The organism is Pseudomonas sp. Irchel s3f19, from assembly GCF_900187555.1.
Lineage (GTDB): Bacteria > Pseudomonadota > Gammaproteobacteria > Pseudomonadales > Pseudomonadaceae > Aquipseudomonas > Aquipseudomonas capeferrum.
In genome coordinates this window covers 425,565-441,846 of record NZ_FYDW01000001.1, presented here as the reverse complement: position 1 = coordinate 441,846, position 16,282 = coordinate 425,565, and the positions used below count along the sequence as shown (strand labels likewise).

Genomic DNA, 16,282 nt, shown 5'->3' with positions numbered 1-16,282 from the left:
GCGCCTGCAGCAGTTGCTAGTACTTCCACGTCACCGAAGCCGTCAGGTTGCGTGGTGCGCCAAAGTTGGTGGACCCCGCCGACTGGTACAGCGACAACAGGTACTTCCTGTCGAAGACGTTGTTCAGGTTCAGCGAAGCGCTCCAGTTTTCGTCAAACGTGTAGCTGCCCATCACATCGACCAAGGCGTACGCGCTTTGCCGAACGCGGCTGTTACCATCGGCCTCGGTCGCGCTTTGCCACTGCACCCGGCTACCTACGCGCGCTTGCGGCATGCCGGGCAGGCGGTAGGTGACACTGCCGCGCAGCGTATGGCTTGGCACGTATCGACGGGTTTTCTCGCCGTCGTCATCCTCGATGTGCACGTAGGTGTAGCCTGCGGCCAGTTCCACACCTGGCATCGCCTCACCGGAAGCTTCCAGCTCCACACCCCGGCTGTTGTTGTCTTCGCCACGGTAAGCGTACTGGCCGTTGATGATCTCTCCAGTGGTCACCGCCACGTTTTGCTGCTCGGTCTTGAACACTGCTGCAGTGACGGTGAGCCGATGATCGAGCAGGCTGCCCTTCACGCCTACTTCAGTGCTTTTGCCTTCCAGCGGTTCGATCACGCCCCCGGCCGAGCTGCGCAGGTACTGGGGTTTGAAGATCTCGGCCCAGCTTGCATACAGGCTCCACTGATCATTCAAGTCGTAGACCAGCCCGGTATAGGGCGTCACTTTGCCGTGCACCCGGGTGTCGTGCGCCGCACCATAGCCCATACCCTCACCGTCGGCGCTGAGCATCCGGGCACCGGTGATCCAGTGCAGGTCGTCGGTCAGGCTGAAGCGCGCGCCGGCATAGAGGCTTTTCTGGCGGTCGGTGAAATGCTGGGTATTGAGCTCGTCGGTGTACGTCAAAGGCGGTTTTACGACTGCCCCGGCAAGTGCGTCGGCAAGGCTGACGATTTCATTGCCGGAGGCGTTGCGGTAGTAGCCACGCTCATCATGGCGGCTGCGGCCATAGTTGGCGCCCAAGGTCAGTTCATGCTGGCGACCCAGCAGCGCGAAAGGCCCAGACAACTGTGCTTCGCCGGTGAGCTGATGCTCGGTGCTGGTGGTTCGGTTGATGTAGGCAAACACATCGTCGGCGGTGGCGGGGATGGCATAGAGCATCTGGGTGTCCTGATGCTGATTGGTCCCGGTCACGGTGACCTTGCCTTTCCACCCCGCGCCAAAATCGTGTGCCAGCTCGGCAAACGCCCGTTGTGTGTGGATGTTCCAGTAGGTCCAGGGTTGGCCGATGCTGGCGCTTCGGCTGCTGTAGTGGATGGGATTGCCCGCGTAGTCGGCCATCGGCAGGGCACCCCAGGTGCTGCCGTTGGAATCGCTCTTCTGTTCGGAAAAACCGACGGTCAGGGTATCGGCGTCTGACAGGTCGAAGGCCAGTAGGCCTGCTGTTACATTGATTTCGTGGCTGTAGCGATCAAGGTACGAATTGCCCTTGTCATGGGCGTAGATGAAGCGCCCGCGCACCTTGCCGCTGTCACTCAGCGGGCCGCTGACATCGACGTCCACCCGGCGGTTGTCCCATGACCCGGCACTGGTGTTGAGCCTGGCCTGGAAGCTGTCGGTCGGGCGCTTGCGCACGAAGTTGACCGTGGCAGACGGGTTGCCTGCGCCGCTCATCAGGCCGTTGGCGCCATGCAGTACATCGATCTGCTCGAATTCGGCCAAGTCCTGGTCACCCAGCAGCACACCGGATGAGAAGGGCATGCCCATGCCGTCGTACTCGAAGTTGTCGATGGTGAAACCGCGCGAGGTGAAGGCGGTGCGGTCGGTCTCGAACTGTTCGACGGTAACCGTGGGGGCGTTGCGCAGTGCATCTTTCACACTGTTGAGCTTGAAATCGTCGATCTGCTCGCGGGTAACGGTCGACACCGCCTGTGGGGTTTCCCGGTTGCTCAAGCCCAGGCGCGTGGTGCTGGAGGCGGGTTTGCCCTGATAGCCACGGCGCTGCTCATCAGCCTGGGCCAGTTGATACTGGACCTGGGTGGGCGCCAGCAGCACTTCGTTGCCCTGGCCCTGCGTCTCGCTGGGCACCAGGTAGAGCGTCGCTGCGTCGGTGCGGGCGAAGTTGTAGCCACTGCCTTGCAGCAACCTGGCCAGGCCCTCTTCGGCCGAGAAACGGCCTACCACGGCGGGGCTGCGCAGCGTTGCATCGACGTTGCCGTCGAGCAGCACGTTCTGCCCGGATTGTTGGCTGAACACCAGCAACGCCTGGCGCAACGGCTGTGCCGGGATGTTCAGTGACAGTTGCTGCATCGACCTCGCAGGGGCCTGCCCAGGTGCGGCCTGCGCCGGGAGGTTACCGACCAGCAGCGTGCAGGCCAGTGCTGCGCCCAGCGCTTTGCGCTGCCAGTGAGGATGAAGTGTGGTGTGCAGTTTGTGTCGGTTGGCCATTCAGGCGTGCCCCATGCAGTGCAGATATGCGAATAAATCTCAGTGCCGTTAAGACGCATGGGGCATCGGAATGTCTGATGGCGCTTTGAAATTTTTCAGGCGGGGTAGATCAGCGTGACCAGGTCGGTGTAGCGCGTGGTACGTACGGCAAGGGCCCGGGACAGCACATCGAGCATCTGGTCGGGGTGGTCGAGGTTGAGAATCAGGCTCACGCGTCGGGCGGCCAGTTGCTTGTCCATGATGAAAATCCGGCCCTTGCGCCAACGCTGCAGTGCATCGACCACGGTCAGCAGCGGCTCATTGAAAAACACCAGCCGGCCATTGCGCCAGGCCAGCATCTGCGCCAGCTCCGCACGCTGTATGTCACCCGTCGCACGTGCGCTGAAACTGAGCGAAAGGCCTTCTTCCAGCTCTGTCTGCTGCCCGGCCGTCAGCACTTGCACACGCCCTTGGCTAACCGCCACCAGCCCCGCGTCGTTTTCGCACGACACGCAAAACTCGCCTTCACGGGTGTGCAGTCGCCCAGCTTGGGTGTTGATACTGAACTCACCCGCAGCACTCGGCCGAACCCTGAAAAACGCTTGGCCGTGAAGCAGTTCGACTGCCCGGCGGGTCGCTGAAAAGTCCAGGTTCATCGCCGTGTGGCCGGCCATTTCGACCGTCGAGCCGTCGGGCAGGTACGCGATGCGGCGCTCGCCCACGGCGGTGCGCAGGTCGGCGAACGGTGAGTCCACGCCGTTCAGCCACAACGTGCCGGCGCCTGCAGTCACTGCTGCAGCACTGGCGGCCAGCCCCAGGCCGACGAAGCGGCGCCGGGAAAGCCGCGCCGGGGCCACAGGGGCGGCGGCGGGCGAGGGCTGCAGCAGCAGCGCCGAAGCGGCCCACAGGTTTTCAAGTTCGGCATAGGCCTGGGCATGGCGCACATCAGCGGCCATCCACGCCGACCATGCCGCCCGTTGCTCAGGTGTGGGCGCACCGCCGTGGAACAGCGCAAACCAGGCGTTGGCCTGGTGGCTGATGTCATCGGCAGCGGTGTGATCCATCGGCTCCGGCTTCACTGGGACATGCCCTGTTTCAACAATTCCAGTGCCTTCACCATACGGCTGTACGCCGTCTTGGGGGAGATGCCAAGCCGTGTACCGATGTCGGCATAGGTCATGCCTTCGACCCGTACCATCAGGAACACCTCGCGGCACGGTGCAGGCATGTTCTGGATCACGGTGTTCAGCGCGGCCAGTTGCTGATTGGCAATGGCGGCCTGTTCCAGCGTTGCGCTCGGCTGGGCCGTCGCGTGCGCTTCCTGCGAGTCGAGCGGCTCGCTCTTGCGGTGTTGCTGACGGCGGGTGTGGTCGATGAACAGGTTGCGTGCGCTGGAAAACAGGTAAGCGCGAAAGTTCTCGATGCGGCTGCGGCCCATCTGCTCGGAAAGCCGGATGAATGCGTCCTGGGTCAGGTCGGCGGCGGTTTCCTTGCAACGCAGGCGGCGGTCCAGGTACTCCTGAATCTCCTCGCGATGGGCAAGGTAGAGGGCCTTGAGATCTGAACCGGACATGGGGCCACCTTAGCGGGCGTGTGAACGAGGGCGGCAAAATAGCACAAATGAGAATTGTTTTGATTGGTGTTTTTCGCGCGTCACCTCGCGTTTTTACGCATTCTTTATGCCTAACCTCACCCCTCGATCTCGCCCCTTTACGCCCCTCCCTCGGACAATTCCCTCAAAGCGGCCCAAGCCGCACCACGGGGAGCTTCACACATGAACATGCTCGACGGGCTGTCACTGCTGCTGGCAGTGGCATTGGCTATTTACCTGCTGGTGGCGCTGCTGCGCGCCGATCGCAGCTAGGGAGTGGCCATGCACAGTTACGACTTTGCCTTGTTATTGGCGTTTTTCCTCATCGTGCTACTACCGGCACCTTGGCTCGGGCGGTTCTACTACAAAGTGATGGAAGGCCAGCGCACCTGGCTGTCACCGGTATTGGGCCCGGTGGAGCAGGGCTGCTATCGGTTGGCGGGCGTTCGCGCCGACCAGGAGCAGAACTGGAAGCAATACACCCTGGCCTTGCTGGCCTTCAACCTGGTCGGGTTCCTGCTGTTGTTTGCCGTGCTGTTGCTGCAGGGGTATCTGCCGCTCAACCCACAGCACCTTCCCGGCCAGGAATGGTCGCTGGCGTTCAACACCGCCGTGAGCTTCGTTACCAACACCAACTGGCAGGGCTACAGCGGCGAGGCGTCGGTCAGCTACCTGAGCCAGATGCTCGGCCTGACCGTGCAGAACTTCGTCAGCGCCGCCACTGGCCTGGCGGTACTCGTGGCGCTGTGCCGCGGTATTGCCCGTCGTTCGACCGCCACCCTGGGCAATTTCTGGGTCGACATGACCCGCGCCACCCTCTACGGCCTGCTACCGCTGTGCCTGGTGCTGGCGCTGCTGCTGGTCTGGCAGGGCGTGCCGCAGACTTTTGCCGACTACGCCCACGCGCTGACCTTGCAAGGCAGCGAGCAGACCATCCCGCTCGGCCCGGCGGCCAGCCAAATTGCGATCAAGCAACTGGGCACCAACGGTGGTGGCTTCTTCGGCGTCAACTCGGCGCACCCGTTCGAAAACCCCAGCGCCTGGAGCAACCTGTTCGAGGTGGCCTCGATCATCCTCATCCCGGTGGCGCTGGTGTTCACCTTCGGCCACTACGTGAAGGACCTGCGCCAGAGCCGGGCGATTCTGGCCTGCATGCTGAGCCTGTTCCTCATCGGTGGGGCTACCGCGTTGTGGTCCGAACATCAGCCCAACCCGGCACTTGAAAGCCCACAGGTTCAACAGAGCGCGCCGATGGAGGGCAAGGAAAGCCGCTTCGGTACCACCGGCTCGGTGTTGTGGACAGTGACCACCACCGCCGCCTCCAATGGCTCGGTCAATGCCATGCACGACAGCCTCAACCCGCTGACCGGCATGGTCGCGATGGTCAACATGATGGTGGGAGAGGTGATCTTCGGCGGTGTGGGCGCGGGGCTCTACGGCATGTTGTTGTTCGTGCTGATCGCCGTGTTCCTGGCCGGCCTGATGATAGGCCGCACGCCGGAGTACCTGGGCAAGAAGCTGCAGGCGCGTGAAGTGCAGTTGCTGGTGGCGACCTTGCTGGTGATGCCGGTTGGCGTGCTGGTGCTGGGCGCCATCGCTGCCAGCCTGCCGGGCCCGGCGGCTGCGGTGAGCAACCCGGGTGCCCATGGCTTCAGCCAACTGCTGTACGCCTACACCTCGGGCACCGCCAATAACGGCTCGGCGTTTGCCGGTTTCGGTGCCAACACGGTGTACCACAACCTGATGATCGGCCTGGCCATGCTTATCGGCCGCTTCGGTTACATCCTGCCGATACTGGCCCTGGCTGGCAGCCTGGCGGCGAAAAAGAGCGCGCCCCAGGGGCTGAACAGCTTCCCCACCCACGGCCCGCTGTTCACCGGCCTGTTGCTGGTGACCATCTTGCTGGTGGGGGGCCTGACCTTCCTGCCGACCTTGGCCCTTGGGCCAATCGCCGAATACCTGAGCCTGGGCTTCTGAGGAGCCGACCATGAACATGCCCATTGCTGATGTAAAAGCCCCTCGCAACGCCAAGGACCAGACCCGCTTCGCCGCGCTCTGGCGCCCGGCCCTGGTCCAGGCCTTCGTCAAGTTGGACCCGCGCCAGCTCAAGCGCTCACCGGTCATGCTGGTGGTTGCCCTGACCGCTGTGCTCACTACCGTGTTGTGCGTTGCCCCTGGTAGTGGCGTGAGCACGGCTGTTGCGGTGCAGATCGCCCTGTGGTTGTGGTTCACCGTACTGTTCGCCAACTTCGCCGAAGCCCTGGCCGAAGGCCGAGGCAAGGCCCGCGCCGACAGCCTCAAGGCGGGGAGCCAGGGGCTCACCGCCCAGCGTCGCGACAGCGCGGGGGTATTCCAGACGGTTGCCGCCAACGCGTTGCGCAAGGACGATGTGGTCAAGGTGGTCGCCGGTGAGCTGATCCCCGGCGACGGCGAAGTGCTCGAAGGCATCGCCGCCGTCAACGAGGCGGCCATCACCGGCGAGTCTGCCCCGGTAATTCGCGAGTCCGGCGGCGACCGCTCGGCGGTGACCGGCAACACGCGGCTGGTGTCCGACTGGCTGCTGATCCGCATCACCAGCAACCCGGGCGAGTCGACCCTGGACCGCATGATCGCCTTGGTCGAGGGGGCCAAGCGGCAGAAGACGCCTAACGAGATTGCCCTGGATATCCTGCTGATCGGCCTGACCCTGATCTTCCTGGTCGTGGTGGTGACCTTGCAGCCGTTCGCCCACTTCGCCGGCGGTAGCCTGCCGTTGATCTTCCTCGCCGCGCTGCTGGTGACGTTGATCCCCACCACCATTGGCGGCCTGCTGTCGGCCATCGGCATTGCCGGCATGGACCGCCTGGTCCGGCTCAATGTCATCGCCCGCTCCGGCCGTGCGGTGGAAGCCGCTGGCGACGTGCATACACTGATGCTCGACAAGACCGGCACCATCACCTTCGGCAACCGCCGTTGCAGTGCCCTGCATGCCGCCACCGGGGTAACCGCCAAAGAGTTGGGTGAGGGCGCCTTGCTCGCTTCGCTGGCCGATGACACCGCCGAAGGCAAGTCGATCGTCGAATACCTGCGTCAGTTGCACGACTTTGTCGAACCGGTCACCGGGCAGTTCGAGGCCATTGCCTTCAGCGCCGAGACGCGCCTGTCAGGCATCGATTTCCAGCAGCATCGCTACCGCAAGGGCGCGGTCGATGCGGTGCTGGCCTTTGTCGGCATGCAGCGCCTGGAAATGCCCGCCGCGCTGGCCCGCGAGGTCGAGCGGATTGCACAGAGTGGCGGCACACCGCTGCTGGTGTGTGTCGACAAACGCCTGCTTGGGGTAATCCATCTCAAGGACGTGGTCAAACCGGGTATTCGCGAGCGCTTTGCCGAGCTGCGCAAGCTGGGCATCCGCACCGTGATGGTGACCGGTGACAACCCGCTGACCGCCGCTGCCATTGCCGCCGAGGCGGGGGTCGACGACGTCCTGGCCGAGGCCACCCCAGAGAAGAAACTGGCGCGGATCCGCCAGGAGCAGAACGACGGCCGCCTGGTCGCCATGTGCGGCGACGGCGCCAACGACGCCCCGGCGCTGGCCCAGGCCGACGTCGGCATGGCCATGAACGATGGCACCCAGGCGGCCCGCGAGGCAGCCAACATGGTCGACCTGGACAGCGACCCGACCAAGTTGCTGGATGTGGTTCAGGTCGGCAAGGAACTGCTGGTGACCCGCGGCGCCTTGACCACCTTCTCGATTGCCAACGACGTGGCCAAGTACTTCGCCATCCTGCCGGCCTTGTTCGCCGCCATCTACCCGCAGCTGGGCGTGCTCAACCTGATGCACCTGGCCAGCCCGCAGAGCGCGATCTTGTCGGCGATCGTGTTCAACGCGCTGATCATCATCGCGCTGATTCCGTTGGCCTTGCGCGGTGTGCGGGTGCAGGCGGCGAGCGCGGCCCACCTGTTGCGGCGCAACCTGCTCATCTACGGCTTGGGCGGCATCATCGTGCCGTTTGCCGGGATCAAGCTGATCGACATGCTGCTCAATGCCCTGCACCTGGTCTGAGGAGGCCGCCATGAACACTTATGTACGCCCGGCCCTGAGCCTGGCCTTGCTGATGACGTTGCTTACTGGCGCACTGTATCCGTTGGCGGTGACCGGTATCGCCCAGGTCGCCTTCCCTGAACAGGCCAACGGCAGCCTGGTGCGCGACGCCCAGGGCCAGGTGCGCGGTTCGGCCCTGATCGCCCAGGATTTCCAAGGCGATGGCTGGTTCCATTCGCGGCCTTCGGCAGGGGCCTATGCCACGGTTGCCAGCAGTGCCAGCAACCTGTCGCCGAGCAATCCGGCCTTGGCCGAGCGGGTGGCCAGTGATGCTGGCGCGCTGTATCGAACGCAACAAGGCCCGGTGCCTCAAGCCTTGCTGACGACCTCGGGCAGCGGCCTGGACCCGCATTTGCCGCCGCAGGCCGTGGCCTACCAGATTCCGCGTGTGGCTGCGGCCCGCAAGGTGCCGGAGGAGCGCTTGCAAGCCTTGCTTGAAGAGGCCACCCTCCACCCATTGATCGGGCCGCCTGTGGTCAACGTCCTGGCACTGAACCAGGCCTTGGAGACGTTGGGGCATTGAGACGGGGGCCTGCAACGCAGGCCCAACGATCCCCGCATTATTGAAGGATGACACATGAGTGATTCCGCCCGCGCAGACGCGCTGTTGGCCAACCTGCCGCGCGCTGGGCGCGGCAGGCTGAAGGTGTTTCTCGGCGCCGCACCCGGGGTGGGCAAGACCTACGCCATGCTGCAAGCCGCCCACACCCAGCAACGCCAGGGCGTGCAGGTGCTGGCCGGGGTGGTCGAGACCCACGGCCGCGCCGAAACCGAAGCGCTGCTCGGCGGCATGCCCCAGCAGCCACTGCTGCGCAGCGATTACCGCGGCGTCACGCTTGAAGAAATGGACCTGGACGGCCTGCTCAGCGCGGCGCCAGCCCTGGCCCTGGTTGACGAGCTGGCGCACACCAACGCACCCGGCAGCCGCCATGCCAAGCGCTGGCAGGACGTGCAGGAACTGCTCGCCGCCGGCATCGACGTCTACACCACCGTCAACGTGCAACACCTGGAGAGCCTCAACGACAAGGTCCGCGACATCACCGGCGTGCAGGTGCGTGAAACCCTGCCGGACTGGGTGCTGCAGGAAGCTTTCGAACTGGTACTGATCGACCTGCCGCCCCGCGAGCTGCTCGAACGCCTGCGCGAAGGCAAGGTGTACGTGCCGGAGCAGGCGCGGGCGGCCATCGATGCGTACTTCTCGCAGACCAACCTGACCGCCCTGCGTGAACTGGCCATGCAGACGGCCGCCGCCCAGGTCGATGCCGACCTGGCCCACGGCTATCGCCAGCGCGGCCAGGAAGCCCCTGCCTTGCGCGGGCGGCTGTTGGTTGGCGTCGATGGCGACGACCAGGCCGAACGCCTGGTGCGCCATGCCAGCCGGGTGGCTCAGCGCCGTCACTTACCCTGGAGCCTGGTGCACGTGGACAACGGTCGCCTGCGTGACGAGGCGGCGCGTCAGCGCTTGCAGGCTGCGCAGCAACTGGCCGAGCGCCTGGGGGGCGAAGTGGTGCTGTTGCGGGCCGGCGAAGTGGCGCGCACGTTGATTCAGCATGCGCTCGAACGCCGGGCCAGCCTGGTGCTGGTGGGGCAGTCGCGCGATCGCCTGCGTCGACGCCTGTTGGGGGCGGGGGTTGCGGCGCGGCTATTGCGCGAAAGCCATGGGCTGGAAATCAACGTGCTCGACCGCGATGCCCAGCCGCAACCGGCCCGCTCGGCGGTCAAGCGTGTGTGGGTGTGGCGGCATTATCTGCTGGCCCTGCTAGCCACCGTCATGGCGGCCGGCCTGGCTTGGGCGGTGTCGAGCGTGCTGGCGCTGCCTAATATCTCCTTGGTGTTTCTTGCTGCAGTGTTGCTGGTGGCGGTGCGCAGCAGCCTGGGGCCGGCGCTGGCGTGTGCGGCGTTGTCGTTCCTGACGTACGACTTCTTGTTCATCCCGCCGAATTTCTCCTTCAGCATCCAGCGCGAAGAAGACGTGCTAACCCTGGTGTTCTTTCTGCTCATGGCCGCCCTCACGGGTAACCTGGCAGCCCGTCAGCGCCGCCAACTGCAGGCACTGCGCGAAACCCAGGCACAAACCAGCCAGCTGCTCGACCTGTCGCGTCGGCTGACCGTCGCCACCGACCGCCAGGCAGTGTTCAACGCCGCCGGCCAGCACCTGGACGGCTGGCAGGACCTGCACGTGTGCTTGCTCGAACGTGATGCCGAGGGCCTGTTGCGCGTGGCCAGTGGCGAAGCCCACGCACTGAGCGACAACGAACGGGCCGCTGCCGACTGGGCCTGGCAACACGGTCAGGCAGCGGGCCAGGGCAGCGATACCTTGCCCAATGGCCGCTGGTGGTGGTGGCCCTTGGCGGTGGAGGATCAGCCGCTAGCCCTGCTCGGCGTGCGCTCGCGCACTGGCGACCCGCTCAGCGACCCGCGCCGGCGCCTGCTCACGGCCCTGGGCCAGCCGCTGGCCCAGGCGCTGGCCCGCGCGCGGCTGGCCGAACAGCTGGAGGCCGCGCGCCTGCACGGCGAAACCGAACAGCTGCGCAGCGCCTTGCTTGCGTCGGTGTCCCACGACCTGCGCACGCCGCTGACCGCCATGCGCGGCAGTATCGACAGCTTGCTGGCGCTGGGCGAGGCGATCCCCGAACAAGACCGGCGCGAACTGCTGGAAGGCACGCGCGACGAGGCCGAGCGCCTGGACCGCTACATCCAGAACTTGCTCGACATGACCCGCCTGGGCCACGGCGGCCTCAAGCTTGCCCGTGACTGGGTAGCCCCCGTAGACATCGTCGGCAGCGCGCTCAACCGCCTGCGTGTGGTGCTGGCGCCATTGCGCGTGCACACCTTGGTGCCGACCGAGTTGCCGTTGCTGTTTGTCCATGCGGCATTGATCGAGCAGGCGCTGGTCAATGTGCTGGAGAACGCCGCACGCTTCTCCCCGGCCAACGGTCGGCTGGAGCTGCAGGTGTCGGTGGTGGACGCACAATTGCACATGGCCGTGCGCGACCAGGGCCCCGGCATCCCCCTGGCGGAGCGGGAGAAGATTTTCGACATGTTCTACACCGCCGCCCGTGGAGATCGAGGCGGGCAGGGCACCGGCCTGGGCCTGGCCATCTGCCAGGGCATGATTGGCGCCCATGGTGGGCAGATCCTGGTGGGTGACGGCATCGATGGCCAGGGCACCGGCATCACTCTATGCTTGCCGCTGCCCCCTCAACCCGAAGCCGAAAGCGAAACCCCATGAGCCAGCCCGCCACCCTTTTGGTCATCGACGACGAGCCGCAGATCCGCAAGTTCTTGCGTATCAGCCTGACGTCCCAAGGCTACAAGGTGCTCGAGGCTGCCACCGGCGGCGAGGGCCTGGCGCAAGCCGCATTGGGTAAACCCGACCTGGTGGTGCTCGACCTCGGCCTGCCGGACATGGACGGCCAGCAGGTGCTGCGTGAGTTGCGCGAATGGAGCGCGGTGCCGGTGCTGGTGCTGTCGGTGCGTGCCAGCGAGGTGCAGAAGGTCGATGCACTGGACGGCGGGGCCAATGACTATGTGACCAAACCGTTTGGCATTCAGGAGTTTCTGGCGCGGGTGCGTGCCCTGTTGCGCCAGGTGCCGCAGGCCGGTGGCGGTGAGGTGGCCGCCAGTTTCGGGCCGTTGACCGTGGACTTCGCCTTCCGCCGGGTGACCTTGGAGGGCGTGGAGGTCGCGTTGACGCGCAAGGAGTATGCGCTGCTGGCCCAGTTGGCCGGGCACCCGGGCCGGGTGATTACCCAGCAGCAGTTGCTCAAGGACATCTGGGGGCCGACTCATGTCGACGATACCCACTACCTGCGCATCGTGGTCGGGCATCTGCGCCAGAAGCTCGGGGATGACCCAATGGCGCCGCGGTTCATCATCACCGAGGCGGGGGTAGGCTACAGGCTGGTAGCGCCAGGCTCGTGAGCGGGCGAGGTGGCATCAGGCCCTGGGCGGCTCTTTTTCGAACAGTTGGCGCATGACCTCCAGATAGCGCCGCGCGCCCAGGCCCAAGGGCCGCGGTTTGACCCAGATGATGTCGACCCACAAGCGTAACCGGCTGGCCATGTTGTCGAAGCGCACCTCGGCCAATGCGCCCGAGGCAATCAACGGCTCAACCAGCGGCTGCGGCAGGTAGGCCCAACCCAGGCCGGATTGCACCAGGTCCAGCGTCGCCAGGTAGCTGTCGGTCAGCCAGATCCGCCGCGACAGCACCATGCGCGGGTCGGAGCCGGTGGCTTTGCCGGAGGCCACGATGATTTGCCGTTGCTCGGCGAATGCCTCTTCCGGCAGCGGCGTGCCGTTGTTGCGCCCGGCGGGGTGGCGCGGTGAAGCAACGGCCACCAGCAGTTGGCTGCCGGCTTCAAGAAACGACTCGCGCTCATCGATCCCGGGCCGTTCGAATACCAGGGCCAACTGCACGCTACCGTCGTGCAGCAAGCGTATGGCTTCGGCTTGGGTGGCCGAACGTACTTCGATCTCAAGGCTGGGGAATTCCTGCGCGAGGGTTTCCAGGGGCTGGCTCCAGCGGCCGGTCTGCAGCTCGGGCGCCATGGCGATGGTCAGGCGTTTTTCCAGCCCCTTGTGCAGTTGCAGGGCCTGGGCGTCCAACAAGTTGAGCTGGCAGATCACCTGCCTGGCCTGCGGTTCGAGCGCCAGTGCTGCGCTGGTCGGCAAGGCTTTGCGTGTGGCACGGTCGAACAGGGCCAGGTCAAGTTCTGCTTCCAGCTGGGCGATGGCCATGCTCACGGCCGAAGGCACGCGGCCCAGCTTGCGTGCGGCTGCAGAAAACGACCCTGCCTCCAGTACCGCCAGAAAGACTGCAAGAGAGTCGCTGGTAAAGGCCATCGTCAGACCCCTCCTTGGCGGGCTACAAGTCTTCCGACAGGATACGGTCAACGCTGTCGACAAAGTAGTCCACACTCGCCTGAGTGGTACACATCGGCGGTTTGATCTTGAGGATGTTCAGGTAGTCGCCGGTCGGTTGCATGAAGATGCCCAGCTCACGCAGGCGATCGCACAGCAGCAGGGTCTCCTCGGTCGCCGGCTCCAGCGTCTGCCGGTCGCGCACCAGCTCCAGGCCCAGGTAGAAGCCCGAGCCATGCGCTGCGCCGGCGAGCGGGTGCTTGTCGACCAATGCCTGCAAGCGTGCCTTGAAATAGCGCCCGGTGTCGCGGGCGTTGTCCCACAGCCCTTCCTCCTGCATCACGTCCAGCACCGCCATGCCGATGCGGCAACTGACCGGGCTACCCCCCGCCGACGAGAAGAAGTAGCCCTGCGCCTCCAGCGCCTCGGCTATCTCACGCCGGGTGATCACCACGCCCAGCGGCTGGCCGTTGCCCATGCCCTTGGCCATGGTGATGATGTCGGGCACCACGCCTTGTTCCTCAAAGCCCCAGAAGTACTCGCCCAGCCGGCCATAACCGACCTGCACTTCGTCGGCGATGCACACGCCGCCCCGGGCGCGCACCTTGGCATAGGCGTCGGCCAGATAGCCCGCAGGCAGCGAGATGCCGCCGGCATTGCCGTACACCGGCTCGCAAATGATGCCAGCCAGCTGACGGCCACGGCCATCGAGGTCGGCCAGCTTGGCATCGACGTCACGCAGGTAGTCGGCGGCGCTGTCGGCACCGCGAAAACGCCCACGGAAGGTGTTCGGCGCCTCGACCGGGTGCACCCAGTCTGGCCGGGTCTCCAGTGCCTGCGGGTTATCGGCGATGGACGTTGATATGGCGTCGGTGGCCACCGACCAGCCGTGGTAGGCCTCCAGCACGCTGAGCAGGTCGCGCCCGCCGCTGTAGGCCCAGGCCAGACGGATGGCCAGGTCGTTGGCCTCGGTGCCGCTGTTGACCAGAAACACCCGGTCGAAGCCTTCCGGCGCCAGTTTGAGCAGGCGTTCGGAAAACTCGGCGATGGCGGCGTAATGGAAGCGCGAGTTGGTGTTGAGCAGCGACCACTGCCGCGCCGACTCGGCCACCATGCGTGGGTGGCCATGGCCAAGCACGGCAACGTTGTTGAGCATGTCCAGGTACGAACGGCCCTGCATGTCGATCAGGTAATTGCGCCAGCCGCGTTCGACATGCGGCGGTTGCGCGTAGTAGTGCTTCTGCGAGCGGGCGAAGCTTGCGTCGCGGCGTGCCAGCAGCGCCTGCGGGTCGGGCAGCGCTTCGGCGTCGCAGTCAACGCCCAGCAGCGCGGCAGGCGACGGGCATAGCGCCAGCCAGGCTGCGGCCTGGGAGGGCGTGGCGAAGAAGGGAGGGCGGGTAGCGTTATCCAGGCACAGCTGAACGCTGAGCACGCCATGGCTGCTACCCAGTGGTTGACCTTTTGCTACGGCTTGGCCATCCACCGGGGCATCTTCCAGACCCGTGAGCCACAAGGCCCAATGCGGCGTGTGCAGGCAGCCGCGGCCATCGCCATGACGCTGCCAAGTGCCGGCCTCGGGTGCCTGCAGCAGGGTGCCGTTCGGCACCTGCAACTCCACACCCAGCGCGCAGGTGGCAGGTTCTTCGGGGCGGTCGATATGGGTTTGTGACAGGCGATACTGGCCATGCAGCGTGCTCGCCGGGGTCGGTTGTGCGGCCAGCAGGTGCTGATCGAAGCCTGGCTGCTCCCAGTTGCCCGCTTCGCAGTGCGGGCTGAGCACGCCCAGGTCGAGGCGTGCGACAGGCTGGCCGACCAGTTCGGGCAACAGGGGTGCACAACCGGCCAGCTCGGGCTTGCCGGGTTGAAGATCGGCCGCTTGCAGGATAGCCGCCTCCATCAACGCGAAAGGTACGGCGGTAGCGGTGTCGAAGATTTCCCATTCATGCGCGATGTTGTTGCGGATGTACTGGTTGCCCGGCGCTACGGCGAGCTGTTGCTCGCTGCTCAACACCAGTACCGCGGCGCGGTTGAGTACCAACGGCCACAGGGCCCGCAGTTCGGCTTCGTTCAGCGGGTTGAGCGCCTGGTAGGCACGTACCGCCGGCAGAATGCGCAGCGGGTCGCCTTCGGCATGGTGCAGCAGCGCAGCGCAGGTCACCGACAGGTCGGCGATGCGCCAGGTGCGCAGCAGGTCACCGAAGTCAATCACGCCCTGCAATTGCCACTGGCGCTCGCCATCGCGGGCCCACACGGCGTTGTCGTCGGTCACGTCCAGGTGCACGGCCTGGCAGGGCAGTTGGTCGGCCAGCGGCGCCAGGTGCGCAGCGGCCAGCTGGGTGGCTTGCTCGACACGGGCGCGGTGGCCTGCGTCCTGTAGCACTGGTAGCAGGTGCTGGATCAGTGCCTGGGCGTGCTGCGGGTCCCACTGCAGGGTGCGGCTCAGGCCTGGGTGGTCAAAGTCGGCCAGGGCTTTGTCCAGCCGTGCGCAGAGCCCGCCCAGTTCGGCCATCAGGCGTGGCGGCATGTGTTTGAGGCGGGTCAGCGGCTGGCCGTCGATGTAGTCGAGCAGGCGTACGCGCAGTGGTTGGCCGGCGATGTCCAGTGCCAGCAGCGCTTGGCCGGTTTGTGCGGGGCGTACTGCGGGTACGGGCAAGCCCTGTTCACGCAGGTAGGCCAAGGCGGCGTGCTGGGCTTCCAGTTCGACCTGGGCGTAGCTGCCGTGGCAGGCCTTGAGTACGAAACGGCCTTGGGGGGAATCCAGGCGGAAGTTCAGGTCCTGCTGGCTGCCCAGCGACGTCAGGTTGCCAGCCAGGTTGTAATGCGTCTGCAGCAAGGCTTGCGCCTGGGCTTCGCTTAGCGAGGGGCTGGGCAGGGCGGAGCGCTGGATCAGGGTGGCCAGGGCAGGGGTGGCTGGGTTTAGGCTGGGCATTGGGGGCTACCGTTGGTGCTGGGAGGCGGTAGGGAATTTATGCCCGTTTTGGTTGATGATGGAAGACGATTGTTGTCAGAATTTTTGATGATGAGGTGCATGTCGAAAAATTTGCAGCGCCTATGAGATCGAGCGCCGCCCGCGCGGCGCTTCGCGGGGCCAGTCGGATCGCCGCACCGCCGCTCCCACATCTGTTTCGGGCCAATGAGTCCTGTTAAATAGGCGCGCGACCCCTTGTTTGTACGACGCGATATCGAGGCGAGCACCAAAGGCGCCGCGCGCCAATGCTTCAGGCAAAACTGGCCCGAAACAGATGTGGGAGCGGCGGTGCGGCGATCCGACTGGCCCCGCGAAGCGCCGCGCGGGCGGCGCTCGATCTCATAGGCGCTGCTAATCTAACGA

The 16,282-nt window shown here is 65.4% G+C and carries 11 protein-coding genes; 6 read left to right on the top strand and 5 right to left on the bottom strand.

What is annotated here, in order from left to right:
• Positions 1-16: 16 nt before the first annotated feature.
• The 3 genes from CKW22_RS02000 to CKW22_RS01990 form a co-directional block, all read right to left on the bottom strand.
• Complete coding sequence (locus CKW22_RS02000) at positions 17-2,437, bottom strand: TonB-dependent receptor (RefSeq protein ID WP_047581258.1); 2,421 nt, start codon at positions 2,435-2,437, stop codon at positions 17-19.
• A 95-nt stretch (positions 2,438-2,532) separates the two neighbouring features.
• Complete coding sequence (locus CKW22_RS01995; RefSeq protein WP_033699243.1) at positions 2,533-3,480, bottom strand: FecR domain-containing protein; 948 nt, start codon at positions 3,478-3,480, stop codon at positions 2,533-2,535.
• A gap of 11 nt (positions 3,481-3,491) precedes the next feature.
• Entirely contained in the window at positions 3,492-3,989 is a 498-nt protein-coding gene (locus CKW22_RS01990; RefSeq protein WP_033699241.1) for an RNA polymerase sigma factor, read from the bottom strand.
• Positions 3,990-4,190: 201 nt separating this feature from the next.
• Between CKW22_RS01990 and kdpF the strand changes: the two genes are divergently transcribed.
• The 6 genes from kdpF to CKW22_RS01960 are packed head-to-tail and all read left to right on the top strand — an operon-like array spanning position 4,191 to position 12,012.
• Positions 4,191-4,280: a K(+)-transporting ATPase subunit F gene (gene kdpF, locus CKW22_RS01985; protein ID WP_033699240.1), complete on the top strand. Its 90-nt coding sequence runs from the start codon at positions 4,191-4,193 to the stop codon at positions 4,278-4,280.
• A gap of 9 nt (positions 4,281-4,289) precedes the next feature.
• Positions 4,290-5,984, top strand: coding sequence for a potassium-transporting ATPase subunit KdpA (gene kdpA / locus CKW22_RS01980; protein ID WP_095063685.1), 1,695 nt, complete (start codon positions 4,290-4,292; stop codon positions 5,982-5,984).
• Between the two features lie 10 nt (positions 5,985-5,994).
• Positions 5,995-8,049 (top strand): potassium-transporting ATPase subunit KdpB, encoded by a 2,055-nt coding sequence (gene kdpB / locus CKW22_RS01975; RefSeq protein ID WP_033699236.1) that lies wholly within the window; start codon positions 5,995-5,997, stop codon positions 8,047-8,049.
• Between the two features lie 10 nt (positions 8,050-8,059).
• Entirely contained in the window at positions 8,060-8,611 is a 552-nt protein-coding gene (gene kdpC, locus CKW22_RS01970; RefSeq protein ID WP_033699234.1) for a potassium-transporting ATPase subunit KdpC, read from the top strand.
• A 54-nt stretch (positions 8,612-8,665) separates the two neighbouring features.
• Entirely contained in the window at positions 8,666-11,320 is a 2,655-nt protein-coding gene (locus CKW22_RS01965) for a sensor histidine kinase KdpD (RefSeq protein WP_047581254.1), read from the top strand.
• On the top strand, positions 11,317-12,012 hold the full coding sequence (locus CKW22_RS01960; RefSeq protein ID WP_047581252.1) for a response regulator: 696 nt from the start codon (positions 11,317-11,319) through the stop codon (positions 12,010-12,012). Before CKW22_RS01965 ends, CKW22_RS01960 begins: the two co-directional genes overlap by 4 nt.
• 15 nt (positions 12,013-12,027) lie before the next feature.
• On the opposite strand, the gene CKW22_RS01955 is transcribed toward CKW22_RS01960, so the two are convergent.
• Together CKW22_RS01955 and CKW22_RS01950 are read right to left on the bottom strand one after the other, a co-directional pair.
• The gene (locus CKW22_RS01955) at positions 12,028-12,933 is read right to left on the bottom strand and encodes a LysR family transcriptional regulator (protein ID WP_033699229.1); all 906 of its coding nucleotides are present in this window, start codon (positions 12,931-12,933) and stop codon (positions 12,028-12,030) included.
• 22 nt (positions 12,934-12,955) lie between these two features.
• A complete protein-coding gene (locus tag CKW22_RS01950; protein WP_047581250.1) occupies positions 12,956-15,880 on the bottom strand; it encodes an aminotransferase in 2,925 nt (974 codons plus the stop codon).
• Positions 15,881-16,282 lie beyond the last annotated feature (402 nt).